Raw genomic sequence first — 17,124 nt, 5'->3', positions numbered from 1 at the left:
TTATTATATTTGACATGGATATTGTTTGTTTTGCGACTTCAAGATACTGAATTTCAGTGTCTTGAGCAATATCTAATTAATATTTTTTACTTCAAATAATTACACCCAACGGGTTAAGTTTATTTTTTACATTGATAGTTAATGCTCAAGCATTGGGTATCAAAAAATTTCCAAATTTTAAATCAAAATATGTAGATCCAAGAAATGTGGATATTTGGCTTCCGCAAAGTTATGAAATGTCTCCAAATAAAAAATATCCAGTCTTGTATATGCACGATGGTCAGGTTTTATTTGAAAGGGGTCGCGGACTTTCAGGCGAAGAATGGGAAGTGGACGAAATGATGACTAAGTTAATTAATGAAAACAAAATAAAAGAAGCCATTGTTGTTGGTATCTGGAATACGCCCAAACGATTTAGGGAATATCAACCCAATAAGCCTTTTAAAAATTTGGAAAGTGAAAACAAAAGTCTAAGAGAGAGTCTAGACGCCGAGTATAATGGTAGACCTTTGGCAGACGAATATTTGAAATTTATCGTCGATGAATTAAAGCCTTTTGTAGATTCAAATTTTAGAACTTTAAAAGATAAAAAATACACTTATATGATGGGTTCCAGTATGGGTGGATTGATTACAATTTATGCAGAAACCCAATATCCAAAAGTATTTGGCGCAGTTGCCTGCCTTTCAACGCATTTTCCGGTGAGTTTGAAACAGAATAATCCTAAAATCCCGTCTTTGATTATCAACTACTTAAAATCCAATTTACCAAAAGGAAAAAACAATCGAATTTATTTTGATTATGGTACTGAAACCTTGGATTCTTGGTATGAGCCTTATCAAAAACAGATGGATGAGGGGATGAAATCCAAAGGATATATTCAAGGAAAAAATTGGGAAACAAGAAAATTTGAAGGTGCAGCGCATACAGAAATTTCTTGGCGAAAAAGATTAGACATTCCATTATTATTTTTATTGGGGAAATAGACAAACTAATTTGCATCTTCCTAAATTATAGAAAACCGTCATATGAAAAAAAGGACGTTTTTTTGATTTTTATTTCCAACAAATGATAAATATCACAATTCTTTATAATAGATTTCCTTAATTTTGCTTTTAAAATAATTTGGATGAGAAAAATTAAATATAAGAAAGGCAGAAAGTTGCATTCTTTTAATCTGGAATATACAGGGATTCATAAAAGAACAGATTCAGAAATGCAACTTTTTGTTTATGATGATGCTAATTTGTCTGAATATGAGGATTTTAAAGTTGTGGATTTAGCAAAAAGTATTGATTGCAAAAAAATAAATTGGCTTAACATTCATGGTTTAAACGATATTGATTTGTTGAAATCTGTTGGCGACTATTTCAAAATTGATGATTTTATGCTAGCTGATATTTTGAATACTAATAGAAGAACAAAAGTTGAGGAACAGCATGACACATTATTTTTTAACATAAAATCATTATTGCCAGCAGAGGATACCGATAATATTAGTGTAGAACAAATTAGTTTTTTGATAAAAGATGGTATTTTGATTTCTTTCCAAGAAAAACGTTCTGATTTTTTTACACATATTCGGGAACTAATCCGCACACATTCAGGGATTGTCAGAACAAAAAAAGCAGATTATTTACTTTACATTCTTCTCGATGCCATTATGGAAAATTTTTACATAACCATTGAAAATGAGGAAGATAAAATCGAGGAATTGATTAATCAAACTAAAAATAGCACTGACAAGATAATTCTGGAAAAAATTGAAAAACACAGGGATAATTTTAATTTCCTCAAGCGTTCCATTATTCCGTTAAGAGATTCTTTATACGATATAAAAAGTATGAAAGAGGATGATGTTTTTAATGTAATTGAAATTGATAATTTTAGTTTTTTTTCCAGATTGCATCAAAAAAGCCTAGAGCTTTTAGAACAAATAGAATCAGATATGGGTTCTCTTCATAGTGCATCCGATTATTATTTTTCGGCTCAAAGCCACAAAATGAATGAGATTATGAAGACACTGACAGTTGTTTCGGCCATATTTATTCCGCTTACATTTATTGTTGGTGTTTATGGAATGAATTTTAAATACATGCCTGAATTGGAATATGAACATGGTTATTATACCATTATTGGTATTATGATTTTAATCGTGGTGGCAATGATTTATTATTTCAAAAGGCGGCGTTGGTTTTGATTGTTAAAAAGTGGAATAAACTAAAAAAATACATTAGGAATTCAGATAGAATTTCGATAAGAATAAATTTAAAAAGTTACAAAAATGAATAAAGCGATATACATCGCGACAAGCGAAGAATATAGTGGTAAGTCTATTGTTACCCTAGGTTTAATGAGTATGCTTATTGGAAAAACAGCCAAAGTTGGCTATTTTAGACCCATCGCAGAAGATTTTGAAGACGGAAAAATTGACAATCACATCGAAACGGTAATTAACCATTTTGGTTTGGATATTTCTTTTCAGGATGCTTATGCCATCAAGAAAAGTAAATTAATCAAAAAGAAGAACAAAGGAAAACTGGGTGAAGTACTCGATTTGATTATCGAAAAATACAAAAAATTAGAAGAACGCTTCGATTTTGTATTAGTCGAAGGAACCAGTTTCACGGGAGAAGGAACTGTTATCGAGTTGGACATGAATGTTCTTATTGCTAAAAATCTTGGGATTCCAGCGATAATTGTAGGTTCCGGAGTAGGAAAAACATTAGAGGAGTTAGTCGATAGCCTTTATCTTGCTTATGATTCGTTCAAGGTAAAAGATGTCGAAGTTTTAGCAGTGATTGCAAATAAAGTCCAGCCAGAGAACATAAAATTAGTTACTTCAGGTTTGAAAAAAAGCTTACCAGATGGTTTATTAGTCAATGCTATTCCAATAATTTCGAGTTTGAACAATCCAACAATATTGGAAATTGCTAATGAATTAGATGCCAAAGTCTTGTTTGGAGAGGCTTATTTGAACAATCAAATTTCAAGTTTCAGTGTGGGAGCAATGCAATTAAGAAACTATTTATTGCATTTGCGTGAGAATGGTTTAGTGATAACTCCCGGCGACAGGGCTGATATTATTCTTGGCGCATTACAAGCCAATGAATCAGTAAATTATCCTACAATTTCAGGAATAATTTTGACTGGTAATATTATTCCAGAAGATACTATTTTGAAATTAATTGAAGGACTTTCATCAGTAGTGCCTATTATTGCTGTGAAAGAAGGAACTTATGTGATTGCGAATAAAATTGGAGATATAAAACCCAAAATTTATGCCAATAATACCCAAAAGATTCAAACGTCTATTGATACTTTCGAAAAATATGTTGATTTAGAAAGTCTTACCGAAAAATTCATCAAGTTTGAAGCAGAAGGTATGACTCCAAAAATGTTTCAATATAATTTAGTAAAAAGAGCCAAAAAACATCGTAAACATATTGTATTACCTGAAGGAAACGACGATAGGGTCATCATTGCAGCTTCTAGATTGTTGGCCATGGATGTGGTCGATATTTCAATCATTGGAAACAAAAAACAAATAGAAAACAAAGTTGCAGAGTTAGGTTTGTCTTTCGATTTTTCAAAAGTTCACATCATTAATCCAATAAAATCAAGACATTATGATGATTATGTGAATACTTATTATGAGTTGCGAAAAGAAAAGAAAATGACTTTGGAAATTGCCAAAGATTTGATGGAAGATGGTTCTTATTTTGGAACGATGATGGTATATAAAGGTCATGCGGACGGTATGGTTTCCGGTGCGGCACACACGACACAACATACTATTTTGCCAGCTTTGCAATTCATCAAAACCAAACCCAATTCTTCTGTAGTTTCCTCCATATTTTTTATGTGTCTGGAAGATCGAGTTTCGATTTTTGGAGATTGCGCCATTAATCCAAATCCAACTGCGGAACAATTAGCAGAAATCGCCATTTCATCAGCGGATTCTAGTTTAGCTTTCGGAATCGAGCCAAAAATTGCAATGCTTTCTTATTCTTCCGGATCATCAGGAAAAGGGGATGAGGTAGACAAAGTCAGAGCGGCTACTGAAATTGTCAGACAAAAACGTCCCGATTTAAAAATAGAAGGGCCAATTCAATATGATGCCGCCGTAGATTCAGTAGTAGGACAAAGCAAGATGCCAAATTCAGAAGTGGCAGGACACGCCAGCGTTTTGATTTTCCCTGATTTAAATACGGGAAATAATACTTACAAAGCCGTTCAAAGAGAAACTGGTGCATTGGCAATTGGCCCAATGTTACAAGGACTAAACAAACCCGTAAACGATTTAAGCCGTGGCTGTACCGTTGACGATATTATAAACACGGTTGTAATTACAGCCATTCAAGCACAAGGATTATAGATTTTTAACTTAAAGATTGAAATATTAATGATTTAAAAATTAATCTTTTAATGTTTCAATTTTTTAATCTTTTAATAAAATTTAAATGAAAATAGTAATAATAAACTCGGGGAGTTCTTCTATAAAATACCAATTAATTGATATGCCTTCTTGCGAAGTTATTTGTTCTGGAATGATTGAAAGAATTGGGCTAGAAACATCCAATTTAAGTTATGTAACCCATAAAAATAAAATTGAAGAAACAATGCCCATTCCCAATCATAAAACAGGTTTGGAAAAAATAGCTCGTTTATTGATGGACGAAAAAGTGGGTGTGATTAAAAGCACACTCGAAATTGAAGCGGTAGGTCATCGTGTCGTTCACGGTGGTGCAGGTTTTTCGAAAACAACTATAATCAATGAAAAGGTAAAAGATAAAATCAAACAACTTTTTGAATTGGCTCCTTTGCATAATCCTGCTAATTTTGAAGGCATAATTGTAGCCGAAGAAATTTTCAATACTGCCAAACAAGTGGCTGTTTTTGACACGGCATTTCACCAAACAATTCCTGTTGTAGCTCACAAATATGCATTGCCTAATTATCTTTTGACGGAAAATAAAATTCGGGTTTACGGTTTTCACGGCACAAGTCATAAATATGTTTCGGAAAAAGCGATTAAGTTTTTGCAAAATAGTTCCAAAATTATCACCATACATTTGGGTAATGGGTGCAGTATGACAGCCGTAAAAGATGGAAAAAGTATTGATCACACGCTTGGTTTTGGGCCAATGAATGGGTTGATTATGGGAACGCGTAGTGGCGATATTGATCAATCAGTTATATTTTATATGGTCAATTCATTAGGGTATTCCCTTGCAGATGTAAATACGATGTTGCAAAAACAAAGCGGAATGCTTGGACTCACTGGTTTTAGTGATTTGAGAGATATTGAATCTGAGGCTGGACAAGGAAATAAAGAATGTCAATTGGCTTTAGCAATGAATGCTTACCGAATCAAGAAATATATTGGTTCCTATACTGCAGCTTTAAATGGCTTGGATGCCATTATTTTCACGGCTGGAATTGGTGAAAACTCTTCTTATATTCGAAAGTTAGTTTGTACTGATATGGAGTATTTTGGAATTGAAATCGATGAATCTAAAAATGATATGCGTTCGAAAGAAATTAGGGAAATCAATACTCCACAATCAAAAACAAAAATATTGGTGATTCCTACCAATGAAGAAATCGAAATTGCTAATCAGGTTTATGGATTGCTTTCGAGTTAATAAATTAATTGAGTTAAACTTGACAGGTTATAAAAACCTGTCAGGTTTTTTAACTTCAAATATGCCAAAAGTTTGCCACAAATAAAAAGACTAATTGATGATTTGTAAATAATTATTTATAAATTTGAAAACAATAAATATTGACGTTTATCAGACAAAGCGACCCAATTTAGGGTGGATAAGTCGGATATTTTCAGACTTATATACAAGTTAATGGATAATTTTCCTGTAAGTTACTTAAATTTATTAAAAATAAATAAACTGTTTATTTTCAGTTGTTTAATTCTTATTTTGACTTAAAAAAATATTTTCTAATGCTCTTATTTAACAAGATGAAATCCTTAAGACCCAATACAACAGCTTTGTCTTTTGCTTTAAAAAAGTTTCCTTTAGTTTTATGCTATATTTTAATATTGATAAAATCCTATTTATCCGGATTTTGCAATTTTAAAAGTCTTCCAATAATTATGTAATTGCTGATTCTTTGTTTTAATTGCAAACGGCGACAGAAAAATAAATTTCCTGCCGCCGTTTATTTTTTAAATTAAAAAGTTAATATAAAGGATTTATACCTTTATTGGCTTTTAATTAAAACTTAATTGTAATTAACCCGTTGGGTGTAATTAGTTTTTAATAATAATTTATCGTCAGTTCGAGTGATTTTTGATAGAAAATCGTATCGGAAACAAAACAAATTTTATTAAAAACGGTTCTCGATACATTTTTTGTTCCGTTTTACTTCACAAAAAACACTTGAACTAACGGTTTTAATAATTACACCCAACGGGTTGTAATTAAGATTTTTTAACCATCATCCAGGCAGCATCAAGCTTGTCTAATTGTTTTTTCTCGTCTTTGTTCCATTCGTTTAAAGTGTTAAAAGGAGCTCCTTTAAAATCACCATTAAAAAACAAATACAATTTTCCGTTAACTACTTTAAAAGTTTCTGGGTTAACTGGAAATTTTACGTTTTTTTCAGCAACTCCCCAAGCGCAATATCCGTCACATTGTGGCAAGAATTTTGTTGGATTAGCTTTGAACGCTTTTTGGTCTTTTGCAGATGCAAAATAGTAATTAGCTCCATTATATTCTACTGCAAATTTTTTGTCTCCTTTTACTGCTTTGTTTACAGTAAAATATGAAACTACATCATAACCACCATTGGCTAGTTTGTCTTTGTCAACTGGTGCTGTTTGAGCCGAAGCAAAGTTTGAAAACAAAGCCACAACTGCTACTAAAACTAAAGATTTTAAATTTTTCATTTTTCTAAATTTTTATTGTTAATTATTTTGTCATTATTGACTTTACAAAGATGCGACAGCTTTTGGGAGTTTAAAATGGATTATGAACGCTTGTTGATGGACGATTTTCCCAAAGCTTTTTTTGTTCCTTTTTGCTTCAAAATAAATAAGAAGGTTTTTCAAACTTATTTCCTAAGTTAGTTGTCGAATGAGGTAATAAATTTTTGTATCTGTTCTAAGGTTTTTCCATTAACGATAGTCTCTTCAAAATTAACTTTACCTCTTGCGCCTTTAATTAAAAGTGAAGTATCCACATTAAAATGGCTTCGATGGTTTTCATTATTAGCTGTAATTCTTCCTTTCCTTTTTAACCACAGGCCGAAACTGTAATTAAACCCTCTTTCTTTTTTAAAAAAATTGTGGTCGAAACTTACAATACTCTTTTCTGCAGAAACCTGTCTAAATCCAGGATGACTAACCAAAAGTTCGATTGATCTTAGTATGTGTATTTCAGAATAATATTAAAAATCAAATTCCGAATTTAAATTGTTTGTATTAAAAATGCTTATTTTGTTCATTGTATATTTCATAATTAGACGTTTTACCTTTTAATGCTCCCAAAATTAAAATTAGTTTAGAGATTTTTCATTTAAGCATATTTAATAGAAAAAATCCGTGTATAAAAAAACAGCCTGTTCAATTATTTGAACAGGCTGAAAATTTTGAGTTAATCAATTTTATTCTAAAATATACTTGTTACTATTTGTCATTTTTAACAGTAGACCATTTTGAGTCCGCTTTTAGAGCAAGATCTTTTTGATCTTTCGTCCACATTTTTTGCACCTCTTTGTTATAATTTAGGTAAAGCACTCCGTCAGTTATTGACCAAGCTTCCGGATCAGTAGGTGCTTTGTGACCTTGAGCTACCCCATAAGCACAATACCCCCCGTATTTTGGAGCATATTTTTCTGGATTTGCTTTAAATACTTCTAGATTTTTATTCGTAGAGAAATACCAAGTTGCATCCATCCACTTTAAAGTAAATTTTGCATCTCCTTTTACAGGCTTACTTTCGCTAAAGTAGGACACGGCATCATAACCATTTATTGCTCCTGCTTTTGTGCTGTAGATTTGAGCCTTTTGTGCATTACCAACGATTGCAGTCATTGCAAACATTAGCATAAAAAACATTTTTTTCATAATTTGTGTATTAGTTTAAATACAAAATTAACCGAATCTATTATTTCTATTTGTCGGCTAGCTTACAGTTTTAATTTTATTAACAACTTAGGTATATACCATATCTAGTTTTTAATTATTTGTGTACTAAAAAAAATATTTATCAATAATTGACACCCCGCAACATTAAATGGAATAATTAGTTGTGCTTTTGATTTTGAATCAGTGTGTTTAACCAATAACTGTCTTTTTTGTGGTTATTTTTTTATCGGTTCTGGATTAATGCTTTCAAATTCAGCTGAGAAAATTATACTCGTTATTTTCCATTGTCCATCAATTTTTACTAGCCCCCAACTTTCTTTACCCCAATTAATTTTTTTATTGTCTTTCCAAAAACTATAATCAAATGTTGTAGTGGCTATACTACCATCTTCAATAATTTCTACGTTATAATATTTTTCTTCATAAGTTGCCAAGTCAAAAATAGTTCTGAAAAATTTTTTGTAAGTACTTGTGAAATTGCCCTTTTTAGTTTTGTCTTTACTTAATCTGTTTTGTTGTGTTTTCTCTTTGAAAACTCCAACCCAAACTGTTGGTTCATTATGAAAAAGAGAATAAAATTTAACGCTGTCTTTTTTAACTAAACAGTCCATAAAAGTTGTCAATATTTGTTTAATTTCTGTTTTGTTTGACGTTTCCTCATTCTGACTAAATGCAGAGTGAGATAAGAAAGAAAATGTCAATAGTACTATAAGTCGTTTCATTATTTAAATTTGTTAATTGTTTGATTTGATATTACTTTTTTATTTTAAAGATTTAGCCGCAGCAATTAATAATTCTGTCGAAATACGGTGTTTGAAATCTGGTGTAATATGTTCAAACTCAATTTCACCATTACTATTTACAATAAATACAGTTGGAACAGGCAAAAAAGAGGTGTTAATTCCATCTGAACCATCAGAAATATAGGGTTTATAACCGTCTGGGGCTTGAAATGCAATTCCTACTGCTTTAGATAATTCTCCTTTACTGTCTGATAATAAAAGGTAATTTAGGTTGTCTTTTTCGTCCGTAACTTTCAAATTTTTTGGAGCATCTGGACTTACGGCAATAATTTGGTATCCCAATTCTAGCAATTCTTTTTCGGCTTCTCCTAATGCTGACAATTGTATGTTGCAGTACGGACACCAACCACCCCGATAGAAAACTAAAATAGTTCGTTTCTTGCCAATCAAGTCTGATAAATTCACTTCAACATTGTCAACAGATTTTAACTTTAGGTTTGGTATTTTTTCTCCAACCAATAAAGGAGAAATATCGGTAGGTAATTTTGGCAATTCGTTCTGAGAACTTGCTGCAATTGAAATAAAGGAGAGCGCTAGTAGTAAAATGTGTTTTTTCATAATTGATAATTTTTATACTTCAAAAGTATTGTGCCTTAAAATGTTATATTGCCGGCTACTTTGCATTTGAACAAAGAAAAATAATTAAAATGCAATTTTTCAAATCTAACCGGCACTAAACCTTTGGTTAATCCTAACACAAGTAAATGGGCAATTTTCAATTACTTTCCTTTTCATCTGTAGAACTTAGTTGTTGCTTTGCAGCATTGGTTATTTTGCCCAAATCATTCATTTTGGTTTTTATGAATCCAATTGCTAAAATGGAGGATGTTGTGGTGATTGTTCCTAATACCTAAACTGTCAGCAGAATACATCAACGCATCTTCAGGACATACAAATTGGGAAGAAGTTATGAATGCATAATCATACTTGACTTTTTTTTTCATAAAAATACCCCCAAATAGAGTCTAACTTTTTGGGGGCAGTCTAATTACAATTGTATGACTTTTTTGAATTAAGTAAGATTATAAAACGATCTAATATAGTGTTTTATGTATTAGTCTAAAGCTGGAGCTAAAGGAAAATCAACTGGAATTTGAGTTAGATTATGCAAAAAGTTCATTGCTGTTTTATCACTTACCTGAAGAATCAAATCTACTAAATTTTCATTAGTATATCCATTTTCAAAAAATGCATTAATAGTTTCAGAACTGGCTCTTCCTTTGTTATCGGCAACATCGGCAGCCAATTGAACTAAGGCATTTAATTTAGCATCAGTACTTTTACCTTTTCTAATGTCTAACAATTGATCTTCTGAAAAACCATTCATTTTACCTAAAACCAAATGGGCACTTAGGCAATAAACACAACCGTTTACTTGGCTTACGATTAAATTCACGGCTTCTTTTTCTTTGTTGTTTAGTGAAGTTTTAGCGTTTTGGTAAGCTAAAAATCTTGTCAATCCATTTTCAGAATGTGCTATAGTGGCATACAAATTAGGTACAAAACCTAATGCTTTTTGTAGGCTGTCGAAAATGGCTTGATTTGCTGGTGCAACTTCTTCTCTAGTTGGAACTGTAAATGTTTTCATTTTTTTTTTTTTTTTTTTTTAATTTTGTTTGTCATTATTGACTTTACAAAGTTGCGACAGTTATATATCTTTTAAAATGGATTTTAAACGCTAGTTAATGGATAATTTTCCCAGACTTTTTAGTTTACGTTTTTGCATAAAAAAATAAAAAGGTATTGAAAACTTATTTCCAAAGTAGGTTATCTAAAGCCACAATGAATTCCTGAATTTGATTTAAAGTTAAATTATCAACAATAACTCCTTCGGCATTCACTTTTCCTCTAACGCCTTGAATTAAAAGTGAAGTATCCGCATTAAAACTGGCTTCGATGGTTTTCATTATTAACTGTAATTCTTCGTGCCCTTTTTCGCCCGAAGCCGAAGCTGTAATTAATCCTACCTTCTTTTTTGAAAAAATAGTTGTCGAAACACACCATTCTAAAGCATTTTTTAAACTGCCAGGCAAACTGAAAACATATTCGGGTGTGCAAATGATAATACCATCCGCTTTTTGAATTTCGTTTCTGAAGTTGGTGACTTGTTGCGGAGGATTTTCAGTGTCTAAATCAGGATTGAAATGAGGAATTTCTGCCAGATTTTCGAATATTTTTACTTCGAAAAGATCTTTTGACAATTCGGCAATTTGTTTTAGTATTTTCAAATTACTGGAATTGCTTCTGGTACTTCCTGAAATGGCGAATATTTTCTTAGTTGTTTTCATCTATAGTTATTTGTTGTTTTTGATGGAATAAATATAGCCATTCTAAATCAGGATTTGTGATTTAAAACGGCTATTTTGTTTATTTATGTTTTATTGTATATACTAATTTAGCAACAAGATAAATTTACGGGAATATCCTTTATTTTTACAAATAAAAACAATTTTCTTGTTCTTTTATCAAACTAACTTCGTTCAATTAAATTTATAATTTGAGAAGATTCAGCCGATTTAAATAATGAGCTTTCACTGTCAATCGACATAAATTCAGACGATAAACTAATATTACTATAACAAATAGGTTAGTTTAATTTATTTCAAGAATGTGATTTATATAAAGTGCTTTCAAATATTCGTTTTATTCCTTAGCACTTTGACTGCTGTTCCTGTTACTTTTATTTTTCCTCCAAATGGTAATTTTTTTACTTCATAAACAGTTCTTGCAGGACGTTTATTTTCAGGAAACAAACTGCAGAATAAATTATTTATTTCAGGCAAATTTTCTAAATCGTCAAATGCGATATCAATAAATACGATGTCGTCATTATCGAAATTTGCTTTTTTTAATACGGCAAAAAAGTTTTTAAAAGCAATTTTTGCTTCTTCCAAAGCAGTTCCGCAAACGTATTGTCCCTCTTTATCCACGGATAGTTGCCCGCTAACAAAACACATATTATTTACAACAACACCGTGACTTATTGGATTTGACCAATTAGGTAATCCTTCGCCTTTAACAATGTATTTTTTGGAATTCATTTTATTTTTAAGTTTATTATTTTGCCATTCGCACGAAACTGATACTTACACTTTATTTTTTATGGGATTCTTTGTTAATGCAATATTTTAGTAACCAGAAAAAGCCAGAAATCACTCTCTGGCTTTTGTATTATTTGGTGAGAAGCTAAATGTTATTTTTTAGTCTTTCCTGTGGCTACTTTAGCAGCATAAAAATGGTGTATTTCTTTAGAAATAACTTCCAGATGATCTTCTACCGCAAAGTGACCTGCTTCAAGACGATGCATTTCTGCATTAGGTAAATCTTTTAAGAAAGCTTCTCCTCCAGCCGGTGTAAAAAATATGTCGGTTTGTCCCCAAAAAATTAAGGTTTTAGGTTGGTTTTTGCGAAGGAATTCTTGCCACGCAGGATACAATTCAACGTTTTTACGGTAATCATAAAACAAATCAAGATTTACTCGAACTGCATTAGGTCGCTGCATAAAAGCATAATCTGATTCCCAGTTGTCAGGGCTAATTAATTCAGGGTTTTTAGCTCCAAAAAGATAGATTCCTTTAATAGCGTCATGAGTTAAAAATGCTGCTAATGGTTTTTCGGTTTCTGCTGATCGGTTTTTCCAAAGCGCTCCACGGAAACCATCCCAAGCAGGCGTAAATCCAACTTCGTAAGCGTTGCTATTTTGTATAATTAACCAATCTAGTGCTTTTGGATTACGACCAACGATTCTAAATCCAACTGGTCCACCATAATCTTGAACATATAAACCGTAATGATCAAAACCTTTTAATTTCAAGAAGTGTTCCACTATTTCTGAAATACCATCAAAAGTATAATTGTATGTTGCCGGGTCTGGCATATCACTTAATCCAAAACCTGGATAATCCGGAGCGATAACATGAAATTTATCTGAAAGGGATTGAATTAAATTTCGGTACTGATGTGATCCTGCGGGAAAGCCATGCAGAAGGACTAATTTTGGGTTTTTAGGATTTCCGGCCTCTCTATAAGAGATATTCAATCCATCAACTTTAATACTTTTGTAGGACACTTGTGCTACGGCAGCTACTGAAATAAAAAATAGAACAGCTACTGCAAATGATTTGTAATACGTTTTCATAATTTTTAATTTAATGTTGTTCGTCGTTGTTGACATTACAAATCTAATAAAAGTGCTAAGATTTTAAAATGGATAATTTTCATAAATTGATGGACAATTTTCACAGTTAATTTTTGCAAACAATAATTGCTTAAATTTGCGTTTAAATTAGCTAATTTATCTAAAATTTTAAACAAACCCTATAGATGGACTATTTTCATGTTGATGTATTCTCAAATAAGCCCTATTCTGGGAACGGACTCACAATTTTCATTGGCACAAAAGATTTGGACAAAGGATTTATGCAACTTGTTACCCAAGAGATGCGTCAATTTGAAAGTATTTTTTTAAAGCAGATTAATGAAAATACTTTTAGAGCCTATATTTTTACAATGGAGGAAGAGTTGGATTTTGCAGGACATCCTTTGATTGGTGCTGCAGCTATTCTTCATGATTTATTTACCAAAAGCGTTGCCAAAAGTAATTGGATAATCGAACTTAACGAGAAATCGGTTGCAATAGAAACGATAAAATACGACACCTATTACTCTGCTCAAATGAATCAAGGCAAGGCTGAGTTTGGCACGATTCTTTCAACTCAACAAGAAATTGAATTTTTGAGTTACTTTAATTTGACTAAAGAAGATAAAGTTGATGGTATGCCTTTTCAAGTAATTACTACCGGTTTACCCTATTTAATTATGCCAATAAAATCAGCATCGCTTGCTAAAGCAAAAATTACAATTCCCGATTTAGAAGAAAAATTAAAAGCGATTAATGCCAAATTTTTATATGTTTTAGATATCGAAAATTTGGAAGGCAGAACTTGGGATAATCTTGGATTGTATGAAGATGTCGCAACGGGAAGTGCTGCCGGACCTGTTGGAGCTTATTTGCATAAAAATAATCTATTGGAATTAGAAACTGAAATGGTTTTAAATCAAGGCCGCTTTTTGGGCAGACCTAGTACAATAAAAATTAGAATATCTAAAACCGGCGAAATATTTGTTGAAGGAGATGTTTGCAAAATTGCGTTTGGGCAACTTTTACAAGAAAAATAGTTTAAATAATTTGTAAACAATAGGTTAAAAAATAATCATAATTCTTAAAGTTTTAAGTTCCAATTAAAAAATAAATAATATTTTCCGTAATATTTAATTGATGTTTATACACTATGCAAAAAAAACTGTTGGAATAACAGTTTTTTTTGTAACATTACTTAAGACCAATTCTTATAAAGGAGTAGGAGTAAAGGTAGTTAGGCTTAATTTAATGATTAACCTTATTTTTTATTTTGAATATAATTTTCATTTAGAGCCCATTCATAAAATCGTTCTATCCATTTGTCTTTTGGTTGGCCACTTTTTGTCATACCAAAACCGTGATATCCTCTAGCAAACATGTGTAATTCGGCGTTTATTCCTAGGTGATGCCACAATTTATATAGTTCAATTGAATCATCCGCTAAACCAAATCCATCATCCGATGCGCATACCAGAAAAATAGGCGGAGCATTTTTTGTTGGTTCTTGCATTGGAAAAAAGTAAGATGCTGCTGTATAAACAGGAACTAAAAAATCTATTTTACTTTCGTCTGAACTATTTAAAGCAACAGATAATGACACGGTACCACCAGCAGAAAACCCCATAAATCCTATTTTATTCTTACTTATTCCAAAGTCATCGGAATGTTTTCGGACATATGCTACAGCATTTGTTCCGTCTTTGATTGAATAAGGTATTATTTTATTGGCTTCTTCTAGATATTTTGCGTGATTACTTTCAGATATTTTACTGATTTCAGCTGCTCCATCTTCAGCAGTTGGTACTAATCTATATTTTAACACAAATACGGTAACTCCTTTTTTGACAAGCCATTCAGCAACGTCAGTTCCTTCATTTTTAATACTTAGCCCATAAAACCCACCTCCTGGAGCAATAATTACGGCTGTCCCATTATTAATTTTTAATGCTGGTCTGTAAACTAGTAAAGAAGGAGTGGAAACGTTTGTTACCACTTGGGCTTTCCATATCGAAGAGTAGTATTCTTTTTCTTTATTTTCCCACTTTATATTATCAGGATTTTCAAATGGTAATTGTATCGTTTCTTGTGCATGAATCAAACTGCTATTCAATAGCATCAGACAAAAAAATATTTTTATTTTCATTTTAGGCAATTTATGTATTTATGTTGTTTTCTTTAATTATTTTACTCTTTGCAGTTTGCTTATTTCTTATTGGGATATCAGTATATCATTGAATTGAATGATGGGTATAATCTCTGTAAAATTCTTCATATCTCCTTGTAGTTCCATAGCGTGAGGAGTAAAGGCCTCAATGAAACTTTGCACTGTGTCAAAAGTAAAATGACACAAGGCTATATAGGGAACTTCGGTTCCTGTTTCGGCTGTTCCAACACCTCTTTCTACAGAAACTCCTTTAAAACCAGGATGTGTGCTTAGAAGTTGTATGGATCTTGGCATGTGAATTTCAGTGTAATATTGAAAATTAAATTCCGAGTCTAATTTGTTCGGATAAAGTATGCTTATTGTATTCATTTTTTTGAGATTTAATTATTTTATTAAGACTTTTAGCTGTATAAAATCACCTAAAATTTATGATTTTATTTTGCTTTTTTTACATATTCGTTTTAACACCATTGAAATTCAGATTGAATTATTCCATTGCTTTTAAAAAAGTTTCAAAATTTTACAATCCTATTGTAATTGTTTTAAAACATCATCCTTTGTTATAAAACCAACATTAGACCAAGTAAGCTCTTTGTTTTTAAACAATTTTAAAACAGGCAAAGCGTCAATGTTTAATTCTTTGCAAAGTTTTTGATTGTCATCCGCATTTATTCTAATGACTTCAACCTTGTCTTTCATGTTATTGGCAATTTCTTCTAAGTAGGGTTTCATCTTTCTGCAAGGACCACACCAATCTGCATAAAAATCGATCAGAACAATTTTTTTTGAATTAGCCAATTCATCAAATTGTTTTTTTGTTAACCCTTTTGGTGTTGCTTTTGTATCGATAACCTGTGGCAAATTTGCTGCTCTCCATTTTAAAATGCCTCCTTTTAAATCATATATTTCTTTAAAACCATTTCTATTTAATTTTTCTGAAGCATCGGCACTTCTGGAACCACTCAAACAGTATATAAAGTATGGTTTTGATTTGTCGAGTTTAGCAGTTTGATTTTCAAAGTTTTCACTATTATTCCAATCAAAGTTTACAGCATTTGGTAAATGTCCTTTTGTGAATTCTTCTCGTGTTCTCACATCTATTATGACCGGTTTAGTGATTGTCATTATTTTTTCAGAAAATTCGACCGCAGAAAGTAGTCGTTTTACATCTTTATTCTGGCCTTTTAAGCTACTAACAAAAAAGGATAGTATCATTAATGTAAATAGAGCTTTTTCTTTCATAATTATTTTTATCTAAGCGTATTTATTATTCTTTGGTATTTTTGGAGTAATCAGATAAAATCCAAGTTAAAAACACCAAACCTGCAACGGCAAAGTAGAAGTTTCGAGACAATTCATTTTCAATTTCACCTAAGTAAAATGCCAGAAAAATAAGGGCAAAAGAAACAGCTAGTTCAATCCAGCCATGAATTTTAATGGGGACTAACTTAATTAAACCAAACTCAAAATTTGTTAATAGTGTTAGGGTTAAATGTATACATCCCAGTAAATAAGTGAATATTGATGTGTTGTTTGGAAGTCCCAAAATTAATGGCGACGAAAATAGAAACATCACAAAAACATAATCAATAAGTCCGTGAATCTTTGAATTTAGTATTTTCATTTTTTTTTCTTTTTTTTTGTTAGATTATTTTAATTTTAATTCTGCTAAAAAAGACTTTAGTTTTACATATAAAAGCATTTTTTTATTAGGTTTTTGAATGAATTTAAAACTCATTTTTTTTATTTATCTTTTATTTTGTAAATATTTGGATAATAATATAGTATGTATTAACCCGTTGGGTGTAATTATTTGAAGTAAAAAATATTAATTAGATATTGCTCAAGACACTGAAATTCAGTATCTTGAAGTCGCAAAACAAACAATATCCATGTCAAATATAAT

Annotated in this window: 18 protein-coding genes and 1 pseudogene; 6 read left to right on the top strand and 13 right to left on the bottom strand. The window is 31.3% G+C overall.

All coding sequences use genetic code 11. The features are described 5' to 3' along the window. Window positions 1-131 precede the first annotated feature (131 nt). From IR213_RS14970 to IR213_RS14955, 4 genes are all read left to right on the top strand, one after another. Window positions 132-986 (top strand): alpha/beta hydrolase, encoded by an 855-nt coding sequence (locus tag IR213_RS14970; RefSeq protein WP_194313109.1) that lies wholly within the window; start codon window positions 132-134, stop codon window positions 984-986. Window positions 987-1,129: 143 nt separating this feature from the next. Then, window positions 1,130-2,200 (top strand): magnesium/cobalt transporter CorA, encoded by a 1,071-nt coding sequence (gene corA / locus IR213_RS14965; RefSeq protein ID WP_194313108.1) that lies wholly within the window; start codon window positions 1,130-1,132, stop codon window positions 2,198-2,200. Between the two features lie 84 nt (window positions 2,201-2,284). Then, on the top strand, window positions 2,285-4,378 hold the full coding sequence (gene pta / locus IR213_RS14960) for a phosphate acetyltransferase (protein WP_194313107.1): 2,094 nt from the start codon (window positions 2,285-2,287) through the stop codon (window positions 4,376-4,378). 85 nt (window positions 4,379-4,463) lie between these two features. Next, window positions 4,464-5,648 carry an acetate/propionate family kinase gene (locus IR213_RS14955; RefSeq protein WP_194313106.1) on the top strand — a complete coding sequence of 395 codons (1,185 nt, stop codon included), beginning with the start codon at window positions 4,464-4,466 and terminating at the stop codon, window positions 5,646-5,648. Between the two features lie 794 nt (window positions 5,649-6,442). Here IR213_RS14955 and IR213_RS14950 read toward each other — a convergent pair. The 4 genes from IR213_RS14950 to IR213_RS14935 form a co-directional block, all read right to left on the bottom strand. After that, the gene (locus tag IR213_RS14950) at window positions 6,443-6,910 is read right to left on the bottom strand and encodes a YHS domain-containing (seleno)protein (protein WP_194313105.1); all 468 of its coding nucleotides are present in this window, start codon (window positions 6,908-6,910) and stop codon (window positions 6,443-6,445) included. A gap of 738 nt (window positions 6,911-7,648) precedes the next feature. After that, window positions 7,649-8,089 (bottom strand): YHS domain-containing (seleno)protein, encoded by a 441-nt coding sequence (locus IR213_RS14945; RefSeq protein WP_194313104.1) that lies wholly within the window; start codon window positions 8,087-8,089, stop codon window positions 7,649-7,651. 236 nt (window positions 8,090-8,325) lie between these two features. Next, window positions 8,326-8,832, bottom strand: coding sequence for a Cif family virulence factor (locus IR213_RS14940; protein WP_194313103.1), 507 nt, complete (start codon window positions 8,830-8,832; stop codon window positions 8,326-8,328). Window positions 8,833-8,871: 39 nt separating this feature from the next. Next, window positions 8,872-9,471 carry a peroxiredoxin-like family protein gene (locus tag IR213_RS14935; RefSeq protein WP_194313102.1) on the bottom strand — a complete coding sequence of 200 codons (600 nt, stop codon included), beginning with the start codon at window positions 9,469-9,471 and terminating at the stop codon, window positions 8,872-8,874. Window positions 9,472-9,617: 146 nt separating this feature from the next. Between IR213_RS14935 and IR213_RS14930 the strand changes: the two genes are divergently transcribed. Beyond that, window positions 9,618-9,767, top strand: a complete 150-nt coding sequence (locus tag IR213_RS14930; RefSeq protein WP_194313101.1) for a hypothetical protein — start codon at window positions 9,618-9,620, stop codon at window positions 9,765-9,767. A 200-nt stretch (window positions 9,768-9,967) separates the two neighbouring features. Here the strand turns inward: IR213_RS14930 and IR213_RS14925 are convergent, their stop codons facing one another. The 5 genes and pseudogenes from IR213_RS14925 to IR213_RS14910 form a co-directional block, all read right to left on the bottom strand. After that, entirely contained in the window at window positions 9,968-10,501 is a 534-nt protein-coding gene (locus IR213_RS14925; RefSeq protein ID WP_194313100.1) for a carboxymuconolactone decarboxylase family protein, read from the bottom strand. A gap of 163 nt (window positions 10,502-10,664) precedes the next feature. Next, the gene (locus tag IR213_RS14920; RefSeq protein ID WP_194313099.1) at window positions 10,665-11,201 is read right to left on the bottom strand and encodes an NADPH-dependent FMN reductase; all 537 of its coding nucleotides are present in this window, start codon (window positions 11,199-11,201) and stop codon (window positions 10,665-10,667) included. Window positions 11,202-11,386: 185 nt separating this feature from the next. Further along, window positions 11,387-11,482: pseudogene (locus IR213_RS16425) on the bottom strand (IS982 family transposase); the annotation flags it as partial. A gap of 61 nt (window positions 11,483-11,543) precedes the next feature. Continuing rightward, the gene (locus tag IR213_RS14915; protein ID WP_194313098.1) at window positions 11,544-11,954 is read right to left on the bottom strand and encodes a RidA family protein; all 411 of its coding nucleotides are present in this window, start codon (window positions 11,952-11,954) and stop codon (window positions 11,544-11,546) included. Window positions 11,955-12,106: 152 nt separating this feature from the next. Then, a complete protein-coding gene (locus tag IR213_RS14910) occupies window positions 12,107-13,051 on the bottom strand; it encodes an alpha/beta fold hydrolase (protein ID WP_194313097.1) in 945 nt (314 codons plus the stop codon). A gap of 185 nt (window positions 13,052-13,236) precedes the next feature. Between IR213_RS14910 and IR213_RS14905 the strand changes: the two genes are divergently transcribed. After that, a complete protein-coding gene (locus IR213_RS14905; protein ID WP_194313096.1) occupies window positions 13,237-14,091 on the top strand; it encodes a PhzF family phenazine biosynthesis protein in 855 nt (284 codons plus the stop codon). A gap of 221 nt (window positions 14,092-14,312) precedes the next feature. On the opposite strand, the gene IR213_RS14900 is transcribed toward IR213_RS14905, so the two are convergent. The 4 genes from IR213_RS14900 to IR213_RS14885 form a co-directional block, all read right to left on the bottom strand. Further along, the gene (locus IR213_RS14900; RefSeq protein WP_194313095.1) at window positions 14,313-15,197 is read right to left on the bottom strand and encodes an alpha/beta hydrolase; all 885 of its coding nucleotides are present in this window, start codon (window positions 15,195-15,197) and stop codon (window positions 14,313-14,315) included. Window positions 15,198-15,263: 66 nt separating this feature from the next. After that, window positions 15,264-15,587 carry an EthD family reductase gene (locus IR213_RS14895; RefSeq protein WP_194313094.1) on the bottom strand — a complete coding sequence of 108 codons (324 nt, stop codon included), beginning with the start codon at window positions 15,585-15,587 and terminating at the stop codon, window positions 15,264-15,266. A 159-nt stretch (window positions 15,588-15,746) separates the two neighbouring features. Next, window positions 15,747-16,460 carry a thioredoxin domain-containing protein gene (locus tag IR213_RS14890; RefSeq protein WP_194313093.1) on the bottom strand — a complete coding sequence of 238 codons (714 nt, stop codon included), beginning with the start codon at window positions 16,458-16,460 and terminating at the stop codon, window positions 15,747-15,749. Between the two features lie 25 nt (window positions 16,461-16,485). Then, entirely contained in the window at window positions 16,486-16,842 is a 357-nt protein-coding gene (locus IR213_RS14885) for a hypothetical protein (RefSeq protein ID WP_194313092.1), read from the bottom strand. Window positions 16,843-17,124 lie beyond the last annotated feature (282 nt).

This window comes from Flavobacterium soyangense (assembly GCF_015277675.1).
Classification (GTDB): domain Bacteria; phylum Bacteroidota; class Bacteroidia; order Flavobacteriales; family Flavobacteriaceae; genus Flavobacterium; species Flavobacterium soyangense.
The sequence above is the reverse complement of the archived record's forward strand: the minus strand, read 5'-3'. Positions and strand labels throughout refer to the sequence as shown.

Coding starts and splice junctions, on each gene's coding strand:
- IR213_RS14940 (WP_194313103.1), bottom strand. CDS start 8,832: ATGAAACGACTTATAGTACTATTGACATTTTCTTTCTTATCTCACTCT.
- IR213_RS14905 (WP_194313096.1), top strand. CDS start 13,237: ATGGACTATTTTCATGTTGATGTATTCTCAAATAAGCCCTATTCTGGG.
- IR213_RS14930 (WP_194313101.1), top strand. CDS start 9,618: ATGGGCAATTTTCAATTACTTTCCTTTTCATCTGTAGAACTTAGTTGT.
- IR213_RS14925 (WP_194313100.1), bottom strand. CDS start 10,501: ATGAAAACATTTACAGTTCCAACTAGAGAAGAAGTTGCACCAGCAAAT.
- IR213_RS14950 (WP_194313105.1), bottom strand. CDS start 6,910: ATGAAAAATTTAAAATCTTTAGTTTTAGTAGCAGTTGTGGCTTTGTTT.
- IR213_RS14935 (WP_194313102.1), bottom strand. CDS start 9,471: ATGAAAAAACACATTTTACTACTAGCGCTCTCCTTTATTTCAATTGCA.
- IR213_RS14895 (WP_194313094.1), bottom strand. CDS start 15,587: ATGAATACAATAAGCATACTTTATCCGAACAAATTAGACTCGGAATTT.
- IR213_RS14955 (WP_194313106.1), top strand. CDS start 4,464: ATGAAAATAGTAATAATAAACTCGGGGAGTTCTTCTATAAAATACCAA.
- pta (WP_194313107.1), top strand. CDS start 2,285: ATGAATAAAGCGATATACATCGCGACAAGCGAAGAATATAGTGGTAAG.
- IR213_RS14945 (WP_194313104.1), bottom strand. CDS start 8,089: ATGAAAAAAATGTTTTTTATGCTAATGTTTGCAATGACTGCAATCGTT.
- IR213_RS14885 (WP_194313092.1), bottom strand. CDS start 16,842: ATGAAAATACTAAATTCAAAGATTCACGGACTTATTGATTATGTTTTT.
- IR213_RS14920 (WP_194313099.1), bottom strand. CDS start 11,201: ATGAAAACAACTAAGAAAATATTCGCCATTTCAGGAAGTACCAGAAGC.
- IR213_RS14915 (WP_194313098.1), bottom strand. CDS start 11,954: ATGAATTCCAAAAAATACATTGTTAAAGGCGAAGGATTACCTAATTGG.
- corA (WP_194313108.1), top strand. CDS start 1,130: ATGAGAAAAATTAAATATAAGAAAGGCAGAAAGTTGCATTCTTTTAAT.
- IR213_RS14910 (WP_194313097.1), bottom strand. CDS start 13,051: ATGAAAACGTATTACAAATCATTTGCAGTAGCTGTTCTATTTTTTATT.
- IR213_RS14890 (WP_194313093.1), bottom strand. CDS start 16,460: ATGAAAGAAAAAGCTCTATTTACATTAATGATACTATCCTTTTTTGTT.
- IR213_RS14900 (WP_194313095.1), bottom strand. CDS start 15,197: ATGAAAATAAAAATATTTTTTTGTCTGATGCTATTGAATAGCAGTTTG.